General features: G+C 29.9%; 21 protein-coding genes. 7 read left to right on the top strand and 14 right to left on the bottom strand.

What is annotated here, in order from left to right; all coding sequences use genetic code 11:
* The first annotated feature begins 35 nt into the window (after positions 1 to 35).
* Genes atpH through atpC form a run of 5 tightly spaced genes read left to right on the top strand, consistent with a single transcriptional unit; the run spans position 36 to position 4,821 of the window.
* On the top strand, positions 36 to 593 hold the full coding sequence (atpH, locus tag AC5SLN_RS06045; RefSeq protein ID WP_271625658.1) for an ATP synthase F1 subunit delta: 558 nt from the start codon (positions 36 to 38) through the stop codon (positions 591 to 593).
* Positions 594 to 2,129 carry a F0F1 ATP synthase subunit alpha gene (gene atpA, locus AC5SLN_RS06040; RefSeq protein ID WP_494593239.1) on the top strand — a complete coding sequence of 512 codons (1,536 nt, stop codon included), beginning with the start codon at positions 594 to 596 and terminating at the stop codon, positions 2,127 to 2,129. It begins immediately after the preceding gene.
* Positions 2,130 to 2,132: 3 nt separating this feature from the next.
* On the top strand, positions 2,133 to 3,008 hold the full coding sequence (locus tag AC5SLN_RS06035) for a F0F1 ATP synthase subunit gamma (protein WP_011281555.1): 876 nt from the start codon (positions 2,133 to 2,135) through the stop codon (positions 3,006 to 3,008).
* Positions 3,009 to 3,010: 2 nt separating this feature from the next.
* Positions 3,011 to 4,429: a F0F1 ATP synthase subunit beta gene (gene atpD / locus AC5SLN_RS06030; RefSeq protein WP_006997680.1), complete on the top strand. Its 1,419-nt coding sequence runs from the start codon at positions 3,011 to 3,013 to the stop codon at positions 4,427 to 4,429.
* Complete coding sequence (atpC, locus tag AC5SLN_RS06025; RefSeq protein ID WP_018413613.1) at positions 4,429 to 4,821, top strand: ATP synthase F1 subunit epsilon; 393 nt, start codon at positions 4,429 to 4,431, stop codon at positions 4,819 to 4,821. Before atpD ends, atpC begins: the two co-directional genes overlap by 1 nt.
* Here the strand turns inward: atpC and AC5SLN_RS06020 are convergent.
* The 12 genes from AC5SLN_RS06020 to metX all read right to left on the bottom strand — a co-directional run bounded on the left by AC5SLN_RS06020 (position 4,814) and on the right by metX (position 13,854).
* Positions 4,814 to 5,290, bottom strand: a complete 477-nt coding sequence (locus AC5SLN_RS06020; protein ID WP_020168880.1) for an RNA pyrophosphohydrolase — start codon at positions 5,288 to 5,290, stop codon at positions 4,814 to 4,816. The two genes, atpC and AC5SLN_RS06020, sit on opposite strands and share 8 nt — an antisense overlap.
* On the bottom strand, positions 5,291 to 6,430 hold the full coding sequence (locus tag AC5SLN_RS06015; protein WP_494593237.1) for a S41 family peptidase: 1,140 nt from the start codon (positions 6,428 to 6,430) through the stop codon (positions 5,291 to 5,293).
* The gene (gene rsfS / locus AC5SLN_RS06010; protein ID WP_494593235.1) at positions 6,427 to 6,777 is read right to left on the bottom strand and encodes a ribosome silencing factor; all 351 of its coding nucleotides are present in this window, start codon (positions 6,775 to 6,777) and stop codon (positions 6,427 to 6,429) included. The genes AC5SLN_RS06015 and rsfS overlap by 4 nt, the downstream gene beginning before the upstream one ends.
* A gap of 17 nt (positions 6,778 to 6,794) precedes the next feature.
* Complete coding sequence (gene nadD / locus AC5SLN_RS06005; RefSeq protein WP_494593233.1) at positions 6,795 to 7,337, bottom strand: nicotinate (nicotinamide) nucleotide adenylyltransferase; 543 nt, start codon at positions 7,335 to 7,337, stop codon at positions 6,795 to 6,797.
* Positions 7,318 to 8,568: a glutamate-5-semialdehyde dehydrogenase gene (locus tag AC5SLN_RS06000; protein WP_020168879.1), complete on the bottom strand. Its 1,251-nt coding sequence runs from the start codon at positions 8,566 to 8,568 to the stop codon at positions 7,318 to 7,320. The genes nadD and AC5SLN_RS06000 overlap by 20 nt, the downstream gene beginning before the upstream one ends.
* A 1-nt stretch (position 8,569) precedes the next feature.
* Positions 8,570 to 9,676, bottom strand: a complete 1,107-nt coding sequence (gene proB / locus AC5SLN_RS05995) for a glutamate 5-kinase (RefSeq protein WP_494593231.1) — start codon at positions 9,674 to 9,676, stop codon at positions 8,570 to 8,572.
* On the bottom strand, positions 9,666 to 10,649 hold the full coding sequence (gene cgtA / locus AC5SLN_RS05990; RefSeq protein WP_027306898.1) for an Obg family GTPase CgtA: 984 nt from the start codon (positions 10,647 to 10,649) through the stop codon (positions 9,666 to 9,668). The genes proB and cgtA overlap by 11 nt, the downstream gene beginning before the upstream one ends.
* 30 nt (positions 10,650 to 10,679) lie before the next feature.
* Positions 10,680 to 10,934 (bottom strand): 50S ribosomal protein L27, encoded by a 255-nt coding sequence (gene rpmA / locus AC5SLN_RS05985; RefSeq protein ID WP_006997689.1) that lies wholly within the window; start codon positions 10,932 to 10,934, stop codon positions 10,680 to 10,682.
* Positions 10,935 to 10,946: 12 nt separating this feature from the next.
* The gene (gene rplU / locus AC5SLN_RS05980; protein ID WP_494593229.1) at positions 10,947 to 11,351 is read right to left on the bottom strand and encodes a 50S ribosomal protein L21; all 405 of its coding nucleotides are present in this window, start codon (positions 11,349 to 11,351) and stop codon (positions 10,947 to 10,949) included.
* Between the two features lie 65 nt (positions 11,352 to 11,416).
* A complete protein-coding gene (gene gloB, locus AC5SLN_RS05975) occupies positions 11,417 to 12,136 on the bottom strand; it encodes a hydroxyacylglutathione hydrolase (RefSeq protein WP_494593227.1) in 720 nt (239 codons plus the stop codon).
* The gene (gene metW, locus AC5SLN_RS05970) at positions 12,137 to 12,733 is read right to left on the bottom strand and encodes a methionine biosynthesis protein MetW (protein WP_027306900.1); all 597 of its coding nucleotides are present in this window, start codon (positions 12,731 to 12,733) and stop codon (positions 12,137 to 12,139) included. It lies immediately after the preceding gene.
* Positions 12,734 to 12,735: 2 nt separating this feature from the next.
* Positions 12,736 to 13,854: a homoserine O-acetyltransferase MetX gene (metX, locus tag AC5SLN_RS05965; protein ID WP_494593225.1), complete on the bottom strand. Its 1,119-nt coding sequence runs from the start codon at positions 13,852 to 13,854 to the stop codon at positions 12,736 to 12,738.
* 191 nt (positions 13,855 to 14,045) lie between these two features.
* On the opposite strand from metX, the gene hisC reads away from it, so the two are divergent.
* Both hisC and AC5SLN_RS05955 read left to right on the top strand, forming a co-directional pair.
* Positions 14,046 to 15,128 carry a histidinol-phosphate transaminase gene (gene hisC / locus AC5SLN_RS05960; RefSeq protein WP_494593223.1) on the top strand — a complete coding sequence of 361 codons (1,083 nt, stop codon included), beginning with the start codon at positions 14,046 to 14,048 and terminating at the stop codon, positions 15,126 to 15,128.
* A gap of 2 nt (positions 15,129 to 15,130) precedes the next feature.
* Positions 15,131 to 16,027: a prephenate dehydrogenase gene (locus tag AC5SLN_RS05955; RefSeq protein ID WP_494576679.1), complete on the top strand. Its 897-nt coding sequence runs from the start codon at positions 15,131 to 15,133 to the stop codon at positions 16,025 to 16,027.
* On the opposite strand, the gene AC5SLN_RS05950 is transcribed toward AC5SLN_RS05955, so the two are convergent.
* Positions 16,024 to 16,770 (bottom strand): C40 family peptidase, encoded by a 747-nt coding sequence (locus AC5SLN_RS05950; RefSeq protein ID WP_494576678.1) that lies wholly within the window; start codon positions 16,768 to 16,770, stop codon positions 16,024 to 16,026. The two genes, AC5SLN_RS05955 and AC5SLN_RS05950, sit on opposite strands and share 4 nt — an antisense overlap.
* Positions 16,760 to 18,136 carry an AmpG family muropeptide MFS transporter gene (locus AC5SLN_RS05945; protein ID WP_494593222.1) on the bottom strand — a complete coding sequence of 459 codons (1,377 nt, stop codon included), beginning with the start codon at positions 18,134 to 18,136 and terminating at the stop codon, positions 16,760 to 16,762. Before AC5SLN_RS05945 ends, AC5SLN_RS05950 begins: the two co-directional genes overlap by 11 nt.
* Positions 18,137 to 18,138 lie beyond the last annotated feature (2 nt).

Genomic DNA, 18,138 nt, shown 5'->3' with positions numbered 1-18,138 from the left:
TAATAAATCTTCTAATATTTATAAGGAACAATAAATTGAGCAAAAATAAAGGTTTTTCTGAAACATCGGCAGGTAGATATTCACTGGCACTTTATGAATTAGCTATAGAAGCTAATAATTTAAGTGAGATTGAGGTTCATTCTGCTTCAATTATTAATTTAATTGCTTTAAGTGAGGATTTTAAATCTTTAATCAAGGATCCAACGAATAACAAAGAAGACCAATTAAATGCTCTAAGTAAAATTTCAGAACAATATAAATTAAATGAATTATTAACTAAATTTTTAAGCTTTCTAATATCTAAAAGAAGATTCTTTTATGTGGATAAAATTCTAAAAAGCTTTGTTGAGACATGTTCAGTCAAAAGAGGTGAATTAAAAGCAGAATTAACTTCTGCAAAAGATCTTACTGAAAATGAAATTAACAATATAAAAGAAGAATTGACTAAAAACTTTAGTTCAAAAATAAAATTAAACTACAAACACGATGCAAGTTTAATTGGGGGTTTGATTGTGCAAGTCGGAAGCACAATGGTGGACACTTCCATTAAAAATAAATTACAACAAATCGAAAATAGGATGATAGAGGCATAAATGGATATAAACCCATCAGAAGTAACAAAGATATTAAAAGAGCAAATTAAAAAATTTGGCGATAAAGCAGAAGTGACTGAGGTTGGCCAAGTTTTGTCAGTAGGAGATGGTATTGCCAGAGTGTACGGATTAGATAATGTTCAAGCTGGAGAGATGGTAGAATTTTCTGATGGATCAAAAGGAATGGCTCTAAACTTAGAAAGTGAAAATGTTGGAGTTGTAATTTTCGGAGACGATAGAAAAATTAAAGAAGGTGACGTTGTTAAAAGAACAGGAAGTATTGTTGATACACCTGTTGGAAAAGAATTATTAGGAAGAGTTGTTGATGGATTAGGAAATCCAATTGATGGCAAAAGTGCTTTAGATAAAGCAACTAAAAGAAGTAGAGTTGAAGTAAAAGCTCCTGGAATTATTCCAAGACAATCTGTTAGTGAACCAATGCAAACAGGCTTAAAATCAATTGACAGTCTAGTTCCAGTTGGAAGAGGACAGCGAGAATTAATTATTGGAGATAGACAAACTGGAAAAACTGCAGTTGCTATTGATGCGATCATTAACCAGAAAAAAATAAACGAGTCTGGTGATGAGAAGCAAAAACTTTACTGTATCTATGTTGCTATAGGTCAAAAAAGATCTACCGTTAGACAAATTCAAAAAACTTTAGAAGAAGCTGGTGCAATGGAATATACAACAATTGTTGCTGCTACTGCTTCAGATGCAGCGCCGCTTCAGTTTTTAGCACCATATACAGGCTGTACTATGGGTGAATACTATAGAGATAATGGTATGCATGCATTAATCATTTATGATGATTTATCTAAACAGGCTGTAGCTTATAGACAAATGTCACTTTTATTAAGAAGACCTCCAGGAAGAGAAGCTTATCCGGGAGATGTATTTTATTTACACAGCAGATTACTTGAGAGAGCAGCCAAGCTTAGTGATGAGCATGGTGGAGGTTCGTTAACCGCTCTTCCTATAATTGAAACGCAAGGTGGAGACGTATCTGCTTTTATTCCAACTAACGTTATTTCAATTACGGATGGTCAAATATTTCTTGAAACAGAATTATTTAACCAAGGAATTAGACCAGCGATTAACGTAGGTCTATCAGTTTCTAGAGTTGGATCTGCAGCACAAACAAAAGCAATGAAAAAAGTTTCTGGTTCAATGAAGTTAGAGCTTGCTCAATATAGAGAGATGGCTGCCTTTGCACAATTTGGATCTGATTTAGATGCATCTACACAAAAACTTTTAAATAGAGGTTCAAAACTAACTGAACTTTTAAAACAAAAACAATATTCCCCTATGACAGTTGCTGAACAAGTAATTTCAGTTTTCTGTGGAGTTAAAGGTTATTTGGATGATGTGGAACTTAAAGATATTGCTGAGTTCGAATCTAAGATTATTGAAAAATGTAAATCTGAAAAACCAGAAATTTTAGAATCTGTTTTAAGTTCAGGTAAGCTTGAAGAAGATACTGAAAAATCATTAGTTGATACTATCATGGAACTTAAGAAGAACTTTAATTCTTAAAATATGGCAACACTAGACGACTTAAAAAAAAGAATAGCGAGTGTAAAGTCTACACAAAAAATTACCAAAGCCATGAAAATGGTTGCGGCCGCTAAACTTAGAAGAGCACAAGAAAATGCTGAAAAGGGAAGACCTTATTCTGAAAAAATGAATAACATTATTCTTAATTTATCTAGTGGCATTTCTGATAAGGAAAATGCTCCTAAGCTTCTTTCAGGAACAGGAGAAGATAAAGTGCATTTATGTATTGTGTTAACATCTGATCGTGGTCTATGTGGTGGTTTTAATACAAATATTATTAAAAAAGCCAAAACATATTTTCAAAAAATATCTGATGAGGGAAAAACTTTAAAAATTATAACTGTTGGATCTAAAGGTTATGATCAATTAAAAAGAGTTTATAAAGATGCTATCGTAGAGAGAATATCTTTTAAAGATTCAAAAACTATCAATTATCTAGATGCTGAAAAAGTGGGAAAAATGATAATTGAAAACTTTGAAAAAGAAGAATTTGATGTGTGTACAATTTTTTATAATAAATTTAAAAATGTAATCACTCAGATACCTCAAGAACAACAAATAATTCCTTTAAAAACATCTGAAGCAGAAGAAAATTCTTCTGAGGATAATTATGAATTTGAACCAGACGAAGATGAAATTTTAAGCAATTTATTGCCTAAAAATATATCTACTCAGATTTTTAAAGCAATGTTAGAAAATTCAGCTAGCGAACAGGGCTCAAGAATGAGTGCAATGGACAATGCAACCCGTAACGCAGGTGAAATGGTTGACAAGCTAACTATTGAGTATAATAGAAGTCGTCAAGCAGCTATTACAAAAGAACTAATTGAAATCATATCAGGAGCGGAAAGTTTATAATTATGAGCAAAGGAAAAATCACACAGATTATTGGAGCAGTAGTAGACGTAAAATTTGATGGAGAATTACCAGAAATTTTATCAGCATTAGAATGTAAAAATGGAGACAACAGATTAGTTTTAGAAGTTGCCCAGCACCTTGGTGAGTCAAGTGTTAGAACAATTGCAATGGATGCTACTGAAGGATTAAAAAGAGGAGACGAAGTAACCGCAACAGGTGCTCCTATCCAAGTTCCAGTTGGTCCAGAAACTTTAGGAAGAATTATAAATGTAATAGGTGAACCTATTGATGAAAAAGGTGAAGTTAAAACAAAAGAAAAATGGCCAATTCATAGAGCTGCACCTGAATTTAGTGATCAGTCAACAGAGACAGAAATTCTAGTTACAGGAATTAAAGTAGTTGATCTATTAGCACCATACGCCAAAGGAGGAAAAATTGGTTTATTTGGAGGCGCAGGTGTTGGTAAGACAGTACTTATTATGGAATTAATTAACAACGTAGCAAAAGCTCATGGTGGATTTTCTGTGTTTGCTGGTGTTGGAGAAAGAACTAGAGAAGGAAATGACCTTTATCATGAAATGATAGATTCAGGCGTTATTAAGCCAGAAGGTCCAGGATCAAAAGCTGCACTAGTGTATGGTCAAATGAATGAACCCCCAGGAGCTAGAGCAAGAGTTGCCTTAACAGGTTTAACTGTGGCTGAATATTTTAGAGATCAAGAAGGACAAGACGTATTATTCTTCGTTGATAATATCTTTAGATTTACTCAAGCAGGTTCAGAAGTTTCTGCACTATTAGGAAGAATTCCATCAGCAGTGGGATATCAGCCTACACTTGCAACAGACATGGGTAATCTTCAAGAAAGAATTACGACTACTAACAAGGGTTCTATTACATCTGTACAGGCGATTTATGTACCAGCAGATGACTTAACTGACCCGGCACCTGCTACATCTTTTGCTCACTTAGATGCAACAACTGTATTATCGAGACAGATAGCTGAAATTGGAATTTATCCAGCAGTTGATCCTCTAGATTCCACTTCTAGAATTTTAGATCCTAGAATAGTTGGTGATGAGCATTACAGAGTTGCAAGAGAAGTGCAAAAAATTCTTCAAACTTACAAATCTCTTCAAGATATTATTGCGATTTTAGGAATGGATGAATTATCTGAAGAAGATAAATTAACAGTAGCTAGAGCGCGTAAAATACAAAGATTTTTATCACAACCTTTCTTTGTTGCTGAAGTCTTTACTGGTTCTCCAGGAAAATTAGTAGATTTAGAATCTACAATTAAAGGTTTTGCTGCAATATGTAATGGTGAGTATGATCATTTACCAGAAGCTGCATTTTATATGGTGGGCACAATTGAAGAAGCTGTAGAAAAAGCAGAAAAAATGGCGAAAGATGCTGCTGCATAATGAGTGAAGAGTTCAAAATAGAAATTGTAAACCCAGAAAAATCTTTTCTTTCAAAAGAAGATGTAACAGAAGTTGTTGTACCTGCTTTTGAGGGAGAAATGGGGATTTTAAAGGACCATATCTCAATTATTTCATTTCTAAAGCCGGGGATTATTAAAATCTTTTCTAAATCAGGCGAGGATAATTACTATGTTGAGGATGGAATTGTTGAATTTAAGAATAATAATTTATCAGTTCTAACAAGTTCTATTTTTAATATTAAAGATATTGATAAAGATAAAATTAGTGAACTACTTGCTCAAGCAGAAGAAAATTCAAAAAATAGCGACATTACAGATCAAAATAAATACCTAGTTGATCAAAAAATTGATGTGCTAAAAACTCTTAATTAAGAATTTCTTTTACTTTTTCTTTAACATCTTTGTACACATGTAGCTTAAAGTCTACAACTAGGTCAGTTATATTTTCTAGATCAATCCATTTCCATTCACAAAATTCAGGGTGTTTAGTTTTAATATCAATCTCATTATCTTGTCCTAAAAATCTCATTATAAACCACTTTTGTTCCTGACCTCTATATTTACCTTTCCAAATTATACCTAGTAAGTTTTTTGGTAATTCATAAGAGATTAATCCATCACATTCTTTGATTAGTTCAACATTTTTTATACTAGTTTCTTCTTCTAGCTCTCTGTAAGCAGCAGTTAAATAGTCCTCACCCTTATCAACACCACCTTGGGGCATCTGCCAAAAATTTTTTTGATTATCAATCCTTTTTGCAACAAAAACTTTATTATCTTTGTTCAGGACAACAATTCCAACCCCACTTCTAAGAGGTAAATTCACTTTACTATCTGGCATTTATCCGTTGAATAGTTTTATTGCAAAATTCAATTGATTATCAGTTTCAGAGTTAAATTTAAAATCATCCGAACCTTCTGCAACTTCTATATCAGGTGTTACACCTACTTCAGAAATAGATTTTCCTGAAGGGAGATAATATTTTGCAATTGTTAATCTAATAGCACCTCTATTTTTCAAAGGGATTATTGATTGCACAGAACCTTTTCCATAACTATTTTCTCCAAGTATAATAGCTCTTTTATGATCTTTTAATGCACCAGCTACTATTTCCGATGCTGAAGCTGATCCATAGTTAATAAGTATAATTAGTGTTTTACCATTTGTTAGATCACCTTTTTTAGCAAACCATTTTCTATTCTCTGAAGCTTGTCGACTTCTTGTTGATACAATCTCACCATTTTCTAAAAAAAAGTCTGAAATTTTAATTGCCTGAGAAAGCAAGCCACCTGGGTTGTTTCTTAAATCTAAGATATAACCTTTTAGATCTTTGTTTTTATTTAATTTATTAATTTTATCTTTAATTTGTTCACTGCTATTTTCGTTAAAGGAAGTTAATCTTATATAGCCTATGTTATTATCTATAAGTTCTGATTTTACAGACTGAACCTGAATAACTTCTCTCGTTATATCAAAAATTAATGCTTTTTTTACACCTCTTCTTCTAACTGTTATTTCAATACTTGATCCAACAGGTCCCCTCATTAAGTCTACTGCTTGCATTAATGTTTTGCCTTGGACCTGAGTATTATTAATTTTTACAATATAATCACCAGCTTTTAATCCTGCTTTTGATGCTGGAGTATTATCTATTGGTGATATTACTTTTACAACACCTGCTTCCATGCCAACTTCAATACCAAGCCCACCAAACTCTCCACTAGTTTCAGTTTGCATACCCTCAAAACTTTCAGGTGTCATATATGCAGAATAGGGATCAAGAGATTGCAATAAACCATTTATGGCTGAGTCCATGCTTTTTGATTGATCAACTTCATCAACGTATTCTTTGCTAATTTTCTCAAGAACCTCACCAAACAAATCAATTTTTTTATATAAGTCGGTGTTTTCAGAAAAACTTTTTTGAAAAGTAAATAATAGTATTATAAAAAAAAGAAAAAATCTTTTAGTCAAAATCATATCATCACTTTTTCTTTAGGAATGATTTCTGACCATATTTTTTCTAATTCATAAAATTTTCTTTTATCAGGATGAAATATATGAATAATCAAATCTATACCATCAACTAATTTCCAATCACCACTTTCTTTTCCTTCAATCTTAGAATTTTTTATTCCATTGGTCTTTAATTTTTCTAGCACCATTTCAGATAAAGCTTGAATATGTCTAGAAGAAGTTCCGCTTGCTATAATCATATAGTCAGCCATTGAACTTTTATTTTTAAGATCTATTGAAATAATATCTAGGGCTTTATTAGAATCTAGGGTTTTTAGGATTAAATCTTTAAGGTCTATGTTTTTTTCCATTAATTTATTTAACCTTATCAAATTTTTCTTAATTGAGAAGATGAAATATTAACCTTTTTAAAATTAATAAAAGATAATCTATTTTTATTTACACCGTTATAGGTCACAGACTTTAGCGATTTAGCTTTATATCCCTGTCGATCAAATACAAGTAGATTGCATTTTTTTATAATGGATTTCCATTTATACCATTTATGAAAATTGATTAGATTGTCAGCACCCATAATAAAATAGATCTCAAATTTTTTATCTTTATTTAAGTAATTGATGAGGTCAATTGTTTTATTGGTGAGAACTTTTTCCTCATAAAATTTTACTTTAATAAAATTATTTTTACCAATAATTTTTTTTGCAAATTTTATTCTATTTTTTAGATCTGTTTTACTTGTATTTTTAAATGGGTTTTGTTTAGTAATTGCCCATATAATATTTTTTAATTCTAATATTTTTTTAGCCTGTTTAGAAATTTCTAAATGACCTTTGTGAGCAGGATCAAAAGTTCCTCCCAAGATTCCAATTTTTGTCTTTTTTTGTTTTAAGTTATTTTCTGGTTTTACCATTACTAATAATTTCGTATTTGTATGAAACGAGCTGCCCTAATCCAACAGGTCCTCTTGGAGGCAAAGTATTTGTTGAAATGCCAACCTCACCACCAAAACCGAATTCACCACCATCAGCAAATTGAGTAGATGTGTTATGCATTGCTATTGAACTTTTAACATTTTTTAAGAATTTATTTGCAGTTTTTTTATTTTTAGTAATGATAGAGTCAGTATGCATAGTCCCATATTTGTTAATATGGCTAATAGCATCGTCACAATCTTTAACTGTTTTTACAGACACTGTTGATGATAAATATTCAGTAGACCAATCCTTTTCTTTTGCTGGATAAATCTTTCCCTTGTAATATTTTTTCAAAAAACGATCTCCATAAATTTTGCAGTTATTTTCTTCTAACTTTTTTAAAATTGGGTTACAGAATTTCTTAACAATTTTTTCATGCATCAAAATTGTTTCAGTAGCGCCACAAATACTAGTGTTTCTTAGCTTTGCATTATAGGTAACGTTTGTAGCCATCTTTAGATTGGCATCCTTATCAATAAAAGTATGACAAAGACCTTCCAAGTGACCGATAATAGGGACGTTAGAAAATTGTTGAACTCTTTTTACTAAATTTTTTCCACCACGAGGTATTATTACATCAATATAATCTTTCATTTTTGAAAGCATAAAGTCGACCATTTTTCTGTCTTTAGAGTCTATAAATTGAATAAAGTTTTCATTCACTCTAGTTTCCTTAAGTGACTTTCGAAATAGTTTTGCTAAAATTTTATTAGTATTTATAGCTTCAGAGCCACCCTTTAAAATTACAGCATTTCCAGATTTAAAGCATAAACTTGCAACATCAGCTGTAACGTTGGGTCTGCTTTCATAAACAACACCTATAACACCAATAGGTATAGACACTCTGCTAATTGTTAAACCATTTGGTCTGCTCCATTTTTCTAAAGTAGCATCAACAGGATCTTTCAATTTAGCAATTTTATTTATAGAATTTTTTATGCCTATTAGCTTTTTTTCATCAATAGTTAATCTTTCTATCAGATTGCTTTTTAGGCCCTTGTTTAGAGCAAATTGAATATCTTTTTGATTAGCTTTAAATATAGATTTTTTTTCTTTGCCTAATAAGAAAGCATATTTTTTTAAAACTTTATTTTTAGTTTTTGAATTAACTTTATCAAGTGATGCCTTTCTTGCATTTTGACCTATTAATCTCATATATCTGCTCATTCTATACCTCTACTATATCATCTTTATGAATTACTTCTGATTTTGAAATATATCCTAGTAATTTTTCTATTTCTTTTGAGTGGTGACCCATTATTTTTTCTATTTCATTAGATGAAAAAGAGCTAAGTCCTCTTGCACATTCGTAATTATTTTTATCTAAAACTTTAATATGATCTCCTTTACTAAATCGCCCAGATACTTTTTTTATTCCTGCTGCTAATAAACTTTTACCATTTGAAAGTGCTTGTTTCGCACCATCATCAATAATCAGCGCACCTTTTGGTGAAACAGAGCTGATAATCCATTTTTTTCTAGCATCTAATTTTGAAACCTTAGGTAAAAACCATGTACAATTATTTTCTTCAGTTATTTTTTTAATAGGTCGGTTTATTAAGCCATTTGCTATTACCATTTGGCATCCTGATAATTGACAGATCTTAGCAGCATCTATTTTAGTTTTCATGCCACCCGTTCCATGCTCACTAATACTTTTGGTCGCTATTTTTTCTATATCTTTATCTATATTTCTTATTTCTTTTATTAATTTTGCATTTTTATATATTTTTGGATTATGTGTATAAAGACCATCTACATCAGAAAGCAATATAAGGGAGTCTGCACCTGATATTTGTGCAACACGAGATGCTAATCTGTCATTATCACCATACTTAATCTCTGAAGTAGCGATAGTATCATTTTCATTTACTATTGGTACAAAACCTAGTTTAAATAAATTGTCAAAAGTTCTTTTTGCGTTAAGGGCTCTTCTTCTTTGTTCAGTATCTTCTAGAGTGAGAAGAATTTGGGAAATATTAATTTTTAATTTAATAAATGTTTCTGAAAATAAATTCATTAGTTCAATTTGCCCAATAGAAGCAACAGCCTGACTTTTATCAATCTTAAGGTTTTTTTTGCTAATATTTAGTTTTTTGCAACCCATTGCTATTGCTCCGGAGCTTACAATAATAACTTTTTTATTCTGTTTTATTAATTCCTGAATATCTTTAGCAAATTCAGTGAGCCATTTTCTTCTTACTTTTTTTTTGTCATCTATTAATAAGGATGAACCAATCTTAATTACAATTATTTTAGAATCTTTAAGATACATAGGAGAGCAATTTAGCTTTAATTTTAGATATTGAGTCTTTTTCTAATGTTGAGAGTGTAACTACCTCAGAATCTTTATTTTTAGAAAAATTTTTTAAAATTTCTTTCACTTCTTCTTCTTCTAATAAGTCTGTCTTATTTAATACAATTATTTCTTTTTTTTCTAGTAAATCTTTACTGTAACTCCCTAACTCATTTCGAACTTGTTTATACGTATTTTCAAGGTCCTCATCAGTAATATCTATTAAATGCATTAAAGTTTTGCATCTTTCTATGTGTTTTAAAAATTGAATACCCAGACCTACACCCTCGTGCGCACCTTCAACCAATCCAGGAATATCAGCTAGAGTTATTTCTTTATCATCATAACTTGCAACACCAAGATTTGGATTTAATGTTGTAAATTTATAGTTAGCAATTTTAGGCATCGCATTTGTAATGGAAGCTAGTAAGCTTGATTTACCCGCATTAGGTAGTCCAACAATACCAACATCAGCAATAGTTTTTAGCTGAAGCCAGATTACATACTCTTCACCAGGCGCACCTTTAGTAAATTTTTTGGGAGCTCTATTAGTGGAACTTTTAAATCGAGTATTTCCTAGACCACCTTTACCACCATTAGCTACAATAAATTCTTCACCTTCTTTTTTAAAATCATAAATTAAGGTTTTATTGTCTTCTTCAAAAACTTGCGTACCTATTGGAACTTTTAAAATTAAATCTTCTCCACTGTGACCTGTACGATTTTGTCCAGAACCATTTACTCCTCTTCCTGCTTTATGGTGTTGTTGAAATCTATAATCGATAAGAGTATTTAAATTTCTTTCTGACCTAAGATATATGGTGCCGCCTTTACCTCCATCACCACCATCTGGTCCACCGTATTCAATAAATTTTTCTCTACGGAAGCTAGGAGATCCATGTCCTCCATTGCCTGCTTTTACATAAATTTTAACTTGATCTAGAAACTTCATAATACAACTCTTAGTTTTTTAGTTGTACTACTAATTGGGCTTTACTGAAACGAATGTTCTATCTGATTTACCCTTTTTGAAAACAACTTTTCCTTCAACAACAGAAAAAATTGAATGATCTTTACCCATCCCCACGTTTTCACCAGGAAAAATTTTTGTGCCTCTTTGTCTTACAATTATGTTTCCAGGAATTACTACTTCACCACCATACTTTTTAACGCCAAGTCTACGACCGGCACTATCTCGTCCGTTTCTCGATGATCCACCTGCTTTTTTTGTTGCCATAATTTACCTAATTTATTTGCTTGCTACTTCAGTCTCAACTTTTTTAACTTTTTTAGTTGGTTTTACCATTTTCTCAGCTTCTGATAAAACTTTACCATCTTTTGAAAAAATTTTGCTAATTCTAATTAATGAATACTGTTGTCTATGACCATTTTTTCTTCTTGAATTCTGTCTTCTTCTTTTTTTAAATATTAAAATAGTTCTATTTTTACCATTTTCTACAAGGTTGGCTTCAACTTTTGCACCTTCAACTACTGGAGAACCAACTTCAATAGTTTTATCATCTCCATAAGCTAGGATTTCTTTAAATTCGATTTTAGTCTCAGGTTTAGAGTCCTCTAATCTTTCAATTTTAAGGATTTCACCAGCTTTAACTTTGTACTGTTTTCCACCTGTTTGTATTATTGCGTATGACATTGTATAATCTGTTTTTTATAATCAGCAATATAGTCTTGAGCAAATTATAGTCAAGCTCGAATAAGCTAAAAATTGTCCTTTAAATCTCTCAATTTTGAAAAGTTTTCCTCTGTACCCGATCTAAGAAAAATATTGCACTCTAATTCCTCTTTAATCGTAGATGGAATAGTAGGTAGGTTTTTTTTTAATTTTTCATCTATAAGTTTAATCTTAACTTTAAGGCTTTCATTGTCTTGGTCATGAGCAATACAAAATTTAGAGTTTTGTTTGGTATATTCATGCCCACAATAGATCTTAGTTTTTTCTGGTAGAGCTTTTATTTTCATTAATGAATTATACATCTGTGAGTATGTTCCTTCAAAAATCTTACCACAACCAAGTGAAAAGAGGGTGTCTCCAGTAAAAACAGACTCTTCATTGTAAAAATAAAAACATATATGGCCAAGGGTATGACCAGGTATATGAAATATTTTAGCCTGGAAATTTTCTTCGTGCCAAATGTCCTGATCACCAACAAGTATATCTATTTCTGGAATTCTATCTTTGTCTCCTTTGTATCCAATAACATTAGCTCCATATTTTTCTTTTAATTCTTTATTTCCCCCAACATGATCATAATGATGATGTGTATTTAATATATATTTTAAATGAATATTTTTATCTTCCAAATATTTGATAACAGGTTTTGCTTCACTAGGGTCAATCACACATGCAATATTTTTAGCTTTATCAATAATTAGATAAGAATAATTATCCTGTAGACAGCGTATTATTTGAATTTCCATTTAACTTTCAATTAAAAAAATACCCAATTCTGCAGATAAATTTTTAGTATTTAAATTAAGTTTATTAATAGAGGATATCTTTTCGTTATGTAGAGCTAATGATTTATCTAATTTAATTTTTCTATTTTCACAAAAATTATAAAAATCTTTTATAGTGCACATATGAAGGTTGGGAGTATTGTACCACTCATCAGGTAGATTTTTTGTAATTGGCATTGTTCCTTTAATTAATAGATGAAGTCTAACCTTCCAAAAACCAAAATTAGGTATTGTAACAATAGCTTTTTTGCCAACTCTTAATAGTTCTTTGATAACTATTTCAGGATTTAAAAATGCTTGTAATGTTTGACTTAAAATAACGAAATCAAAGGAACTGTCAGGAAATTGTAATAGATCTTTTTCTGCATCACCTTCGATAACAGTTAGTCCTTTTGATAAACATTTTTGAACATTATCTTTTGAGATTTCTATTCCTCTTATGTCTATTTCTTTATTATATTTAAGATATTCCATTAATATGCCATCTCCACACCCCACATCTAAAACTCTAGTATTTTTTTCAATTAAATCGGAGATTATTTTAAATTCTTGTTTCATGTTTAGTTTTTAGAATAAGCTGTTTTAATATAGTCACCTAGAGTATTTAAAAATTTAGGAACTTTTAAAAGGAATGAATCGTGCCCTTTGTCAGATTCAATTTCAACAAATCCTACCTCAGCACCTATAGCATTTAAGGCTATAACAATTTCTTTATTTTCAGAGGTTGGATAAAGCCAATCAGAAGTAAAAGATATAATAAGAAACTTAGTTTTAGTTTTTTCAAATGCTTTAGATAAATTACCATGATGTTCTTTGACTAGATCAAAATAGTCCATTGCTCTTGTTATGTATAGGTAGCTATTGGCGTCAAATCTATCAACAAATACAGATCCTTGATACCTTAAGTAGCTTTCAATTTGAAAGTCAGCATCAAAACCAAATTTCAAATCATCTCTTTCTTGCAACTTCCTTCCAAATTTTTCCTGAAGACCGTTTTTAGACAAATAAGTTATATGAGCAGCCATTCTTGCAACAGATAATCCTTTATTAGGATTTTTATTTTGATTGGAATAATCACCATTCTCCCAATTAGCATCAGCCATAATTGATTGCCTACCAAGTTCATTAAAAGCAATGTTCTGTGCCGAATGACTAGCTGTACAGGCTATTGGAATAGCAACTTTTGCTTTATCAGGGAAGTTATTAACAAACTGAAGTGTCTGCATACCACCCATTGATCCACCCATAACAGCAAATAATTTTTCAATATTAAAAAAATTTAAGAGATTAAATTGAGCATTAACCATATCATTAATAGTTATGACTGGAAAAGTAGTACCATATTTTTTATTGGTATCAGGGTTAGTATCACTAGGACCAAATGAACCCATGCACCCACCAATAACATTTGCACAAATTACAAAGTATTTATCAGTATCAATAGCTTTACCAGACCCAACAGCATAAGACCACCAACCTTCTTTTTTAGTAATTGGATTTATTCCAGATACAAATTGATCACCAGTCAAGGCATGAAAAATAAGAATAGCATTATCTTTATTCTCATTTAGAGAGCCATAAGTTTCGTAAGCTAGAGAATAATTATTGATAATTTGACCACAATCTAATTTTAATGGCTTATCAATTATAATATTTTTTATGTTCACATTTTTATTCATAAATATTAGCCAAATTTGAATTGTGAGACAAAAAAACTTATTTAGCGGTTTTTTTTAAGCGCTCGCAATTCAGTTAAATCAGCGCATATTTTTTGTACTAGATAGTATTTCTTATGTCAATTTTTTTTAAATATGACTTATTCTATATGAAAGGATAATATTTTATTTATAAGGTAAAATAAATTAATAAAATGACAGTTCCAAAATTTAAAAAATTCAAAATAGAGGCTTATAAACCAGGTAAGTCAAATATAGCAAAAATACGAAATGTTATAAAATTATCAGCAAATGAGTCAGCCCTTGGTGTAAGCCCGAGAGTAAAGGAAATTTTACAGAATAAAGAATTGTTAATATCGAAGTATCCAGACGGTAAAGCAAAAAACTTAAGAAAAGAAATTTCAAAGAAATTTAAGTGTGATTTTGAGAGAATAATTTGTGGTGCAGGGTCAGATGAAATTATTCAAATGATTTGTCAGTTATACTTAAAACCCTCTGATGAAGTGATTGTTCCTCAATATAGCTTTTTAATGTACAGGATATATGCACAAATAGTGGGGGCAAAAGTTGTTTTTTCTAAGGAAAAAAATTTTAAAGTTTCGATAAATGAAATTATTAAGAAAGTAACAAGAAAAACCAAGCTGGTTTTTATTGCTAATCCAAATAACCCAACGGGAACATACTTAACTAGAGCAGAATTAATAGACTTAAGAAAGAAATTAAATAAAAACATTTTACTAGTTTTAGATGATGCGTATTTTGAATATATGAAAAATAAAGATTATAAATCTGGTTTAGATTTATTTAAAAATAAAGATAATGTTGTTGTGATAAGAACTTTTTCAAAAATATATGGACTAGCCTCCTTAAGAGTTGGCTGGGGTCATGGGCCAAAAAAAATTATATCTGCAATGAACTTAATTAGACCACCATTTAATGTAAATCAAGTTGCACAGATGGCAGCAATAGAAGCTTTAAAAGATAGAAAATTTATTAATAATTCTGTGAAACACAATATTAGAGAAGCAAATAAAGTTAGAAATGTTTTACAAAAACTAAAAATTTTCTCAAATGAAGTAACGGCTAATTTTTTACTATTAAATTTTGATAGATGTAAATTTTCAGCTAACTATATTTTTAACAAACTGCAGTCAAAAGGAATTATATTAAGATCTACAGAGGATGGGTATAATATTAAAAACAAATTAAGATTAACAATTGGATCAACAAAAGAGAACATGAGATTCATAACAACAATTAAGGCTATCTTTAATTGATTATGAAAAATATTTTAATTATAGGCTGTGGTTTAATTGGTTCTTCATTATTAAGAGCAATTTCTGAAAAAAAAATAGCTAAAAAAATATTTGTCTATGAAAAATCAAAATCAAATATTTTAAAAATAAAAAAATTAAAATTACCATGTGAAATTACAAATGATTTAAAGCAAATTATCCCAAACTTAGATTTGATAATATTTTGTACTCCACTAGGAGAATATGAAAAAATAATTTTAAAGATAAACAGATATTTATTACCCAAAACTATTATTACAGATGTTGGATCATCTAAAGAAAAGTCTATGGACTTAATTAAAAGAAAATTAAAAAAAGGAATTTTTTGGACATCAAGTCACCCTATTGCAGGCTCAGAAGTTAGTGGCCCAGAAAATGGAGTAAAAAATTTATTCTTTAATAAATGGTGCATATTAATAAAAGAAAAAAATACTAACAAAAAACATCTTCTGATACTTACCAAGTTTTGGAAAAAAATTGGTTCAAAAGTTGCAATTATGGACTCTAAAAAACATGATACAGTTTTTTCTATGACTAGTCATTTGCCTCATTTAATTGCATATAATTTGGTTAAAACAGCTACAGACTTTGAAAAACAACAAAGATATGAATTAATAAAATTTAGTGCTGGTGGTTTGAGAGATTTTTCAAGAATTGCTGCATCTAATGAAATTATGTGGAGAGATATTTTTTTTAATAATCAAAAAAATATTTCAAAAGTTATTGATCTGTTTATTAAAAATTTACGTTCATTTAAAAGAGATATTCAATTTAAAAATAATAAATCTATTATTAAAAAATTAGTTAATACTAAGAAGGTTAGGAAAAAAATAATTAAGTTAAAACAAGATATTAATAAGCCAGATTTTGGAAGAAATTAGTATTTTATAGGGGATATTTTTTTTACTGTTAATTTTGCTGTTCTTTCAATTCTATTTATTGTCTCTTTTATATTCATAATCAAAACTTTCTTTTCAGGACCATATGCATGAATTAACTTTTGAGCGTTAATACAAACAGCAACATGACCTTTCCAAAAAATAATATCACCTTTTTTAAAAACTTTACTTCTATTTTTTTTTGCTGAATATTTTATTTGGTCTTTTGTGTCTCGTGGATAAAATTTATTATTATAGTAAAAAAATAATTGTAAAATAGCAGAGCAGTCTATACCTCTATAAGTTTTACCACCCCATAGATATTTAATTTTTAAAAACATTTTTAATACTTTTAAATAATCTTTTTCAATATGATTAATTTTTTTTATATTATCTTTTTTAATCCATTTATTTTTTTCAAACTCTATGAATTTTTTATTTTCATGAATCATTGAAATTCTTGATGCAAAGGGCAAAAAATTTTTTGTTTTATTTTTTTGTTTATTATAAATATTTGCTTTTAGAGTAAATATTTTATGGGTTGGTTGGTGATCTTTTGTGTAATCTTTATTTTTTATGTATCCAGTATAATTATCGAATAAAGCCTTTATTTTTATCCAACTTTTATTCTTAGATATAATTTTAAATTTTTCTCCGTACAAAATTTGAGAGGTAACCTCAGAAAATGCATTGGGTTTTTTATGGATATTTGATAATGGTTTTTTATAAAAATAACTATCTTTCATGAAGTTTTAATTTATCTTTTATAAACCATAAACAAATCAAAGAAGGTATTACCATGATGGCTGTAATGATAAAAAATACTCCCCAATCTCCATTAAGCCAATCTACTAATGCTCCAGATGATGATGCAAGTGTAGTTCTGCCTGCAGTTCCAATTGATGCAAGTAACGCGTATTGGGTTGCAGTATATGTTCGGTCTACTAGTAATGAAATAAATGCTACAAATGCAACTGTTGCAAATGCTGCTGCTATATCATCAAATATGACAGCTACTGCGAATAACAACTCGGATTTATCACTCCACGCTAAGACTGTGAATAATAAGTTAGTTGCAGCCATTAATATTCCTGCAACAAACATTGCTTTTAAAACACCAGATCTAATTACAAAAAGTCCACCCAGCAATGTAAACATAACTGTAGTAATCCAACCTAAAGTTTTAGAATAAATTGCAATATCACCTTTAGAGAAGCCTATTTCTTTATAAAAAACTATCGACATACGTCCAAGAAAGGCCTCACCAATCTTAAATAAAAAAATAAAACTTAAAATTCCAACAGCAATTGTAAAACCATTTTTCCTAAAAAAGCTTATTATAGGGCCACCTAATGTGCTGCTTATCCATGTTATAAAATTAGTTATAATATTTTTTGATCCAAGTTTACTTTCTATAAGTTTATCAGTTTCTTTTTGTTTTTTTTGTCTGTCAGTATAAAGAGGCTCATGAACAAACATCAAACCTATGTTCATTAAAATTACTAGAATTCCTAAAATTAAAAATGTAATTTGCCAGTAATTTGTAACACCCATATTCTCTAAATATTCTGCTGTAAATAAAGCTATTACACCACCTAATTTGTATCCACTCCACCAGCCAACAACAGCCATAGCAGCACCAGCAGCCATTGATTTACTTTCGTGTTCGCCTATTTGTTCAATTCTTAAAGCATCAACTGTAATATCTTGTGTGGCTGATGCTATAGCAATAATTAAACCAACTGTAATTAGTAGCGCAAGGTTTTCGGTAGGATTAATGAAACTCCAAGTAACAAGACAAGCTAAAATTGCAATTTGCATTAAAACTATCCAACCTCTTCTATGACCAAGTTTTTTTGTTAGGTAGGGTATTTGAAATCTATCAATAAGGGGGGCCCATAAATAATTAAAAGCATAAACAGCAAATATTAGTCCTGCCCAACCAATTGTTGATCTACTTAAGCCCTCTTCTTTGAGCCATAGACTTAAACTGCTCCCAATTAAAACCCAAGGAAAACCAGAAATTGCACCTAATAATAATATTCTAAGCATTCTCTTATCAAAGTAGACAGCAAAAGTTTCTGATAAGGATTTTTTTTTAATTTGAATCATAG

This window comes from Candidatus Pelagibacter sp. PS_31 (assembly GCF_059417865.1).
Note: the sequence above shows the minus strand (reverse complement) of the source record. Positions and strands in the feature narration are given on the sequence as shown.

Excerpts from the sequence above, each read along its gene's own strand:
- atpA (WP_494593239.1), top strand. The coding sequence starts at position 594 with ATGGATATAAACCCATCAGAAGTAACAAAGATATTAAAAGAGCAAATT.
- AC5SLN_RS06035 (WP_011281555.1), top strand. The coding sequence starts at position 2,133 with ATGGCAACACTAGACGACTTAAAAAAAAGAATAGCGAGTGTAAAGTCT.
- atpD (WP_006997680.1), top strand. The coding sequence starts at position 3,011 with ATGAGCAAAGGAAAAATCACACAGATTATTGGAGCAGTAGTAGACGTA.
- atpC (WP_018413613.1), top strand. The coding sequence starts at position 4,429 with ATGAGTGAAGAGTTCAAAATAGAAATTGTAAACCCAGAAAAATCTTTT.
- AC5SLN_RS06020 (WP_020168880.1), bottom strand. The coding sequence starts at position 5,290 with ATGCCAGATAGTAAAGTGAATTTACCTCTTAGAAGTGGGGTTGGAATT.
- AC5SLN_RS06015 (WP_494593237.1), bottom strand. The coding sequence starts at position 6,430 with ATGATTTTGACTAAAAGATTTTTTCTTTTTTTTATAATACTATTATTT.
- rsfS (WP_494593235.1), bottom strand. The coding sequence starts at position 6,777 with ATGGAAAAAAACATAGACCTTAAAGATTTAATCCTAAAAACCCTAGAT.
- nadD (WP_494593233.1), bottom strand. The coding sequence starts at position 7,337 with ATGGTAAAACCAGAAAATAACTTAAAACAAAAAAAGACAAAAATTGGA.
- AC5SLN_RS06000 (WP_020168879.1), bottom strand. The coding sequence starts at position 8,568 with ATGAGCAGATATATGAGATTAATAGGTCAAAATGCAAGAAAGGCATCA.
- proB (WP_494593231.1), bottom strand. The coding sequence starts at position 9,676 with ATGTATCTTAAAGATTCTAAAATAATTGTAATTAAGATTGGTTCATCC.
- cgtA (WP_027306898.1), bottom strand. The coding sequence starts at position 10,649 with ATGAAGTTTCTAGATCAAGTTAAAATTTATGTAAAAGCAGGCAATGGA.
- rpmA (WP_006997689.1), bottom strand. The coding sequence starts at position 10,934 with ATGGCAACAAAAAAAGCAGGTGGATCATCGAGAAACGGACGAGATAGT.
- rplU (WP_494593229.1), bottom strand. The coding sequence starts at position 11,351 with ATGTCATACGCAATAATACAAACAGGTGGAAAACAGTACAAAGTTAAA.
- gloB (WP_494593227.1), bottom strand. The coding sequence starts at position 12,136 with ATGGAAATTCAAATAATACGCTGTCTACAGGATAATTATTCTTATCTA.
- metW (WP_027306900.1), bottom strand. The coding sequence starts at position 12,733 with ATGAAACAAGAATTTAAAATAATCTCCGATTTAATTGAAAAAAATACT.
- metX (WP_494593225.1), bottom strand. The coding sequence starts at position 13,854 with ATGAATAAAAATGTGAACATAAAAAATATTATAATTGATAAGCCATTA.
- hisC (WP_494593223.1), top strand. The coding sequence starts at position 14,046 with ATGACAGTTCCAAAATTTAAAAAATTCAAAATAGAGGCTTATAAACCA.
- AC5SLN_RS05955 (WP_494576679.1), top strand. The coding sequence starts at position 15,131 with ATGAAAAATATTTTAATTATAGGCTGTGGTTTAATTGGTTCTTCATTA.
- AC5SLN_RS05950 (WP_494576678.1), bottom strand. The coding sequence starts at position 16,770 with ATGAAAGATAGTTATTTTTATAAAAAACCATTATCAAATATCCATAAA.
- AC5SLN_RS05945 (WP_494593222.1), bottom strand. The coding sequence starts at position 18,136 with ATGATTCAAATTAAAAAAAAATCCTTATCAGAAACTTTTGCTGTCTAC.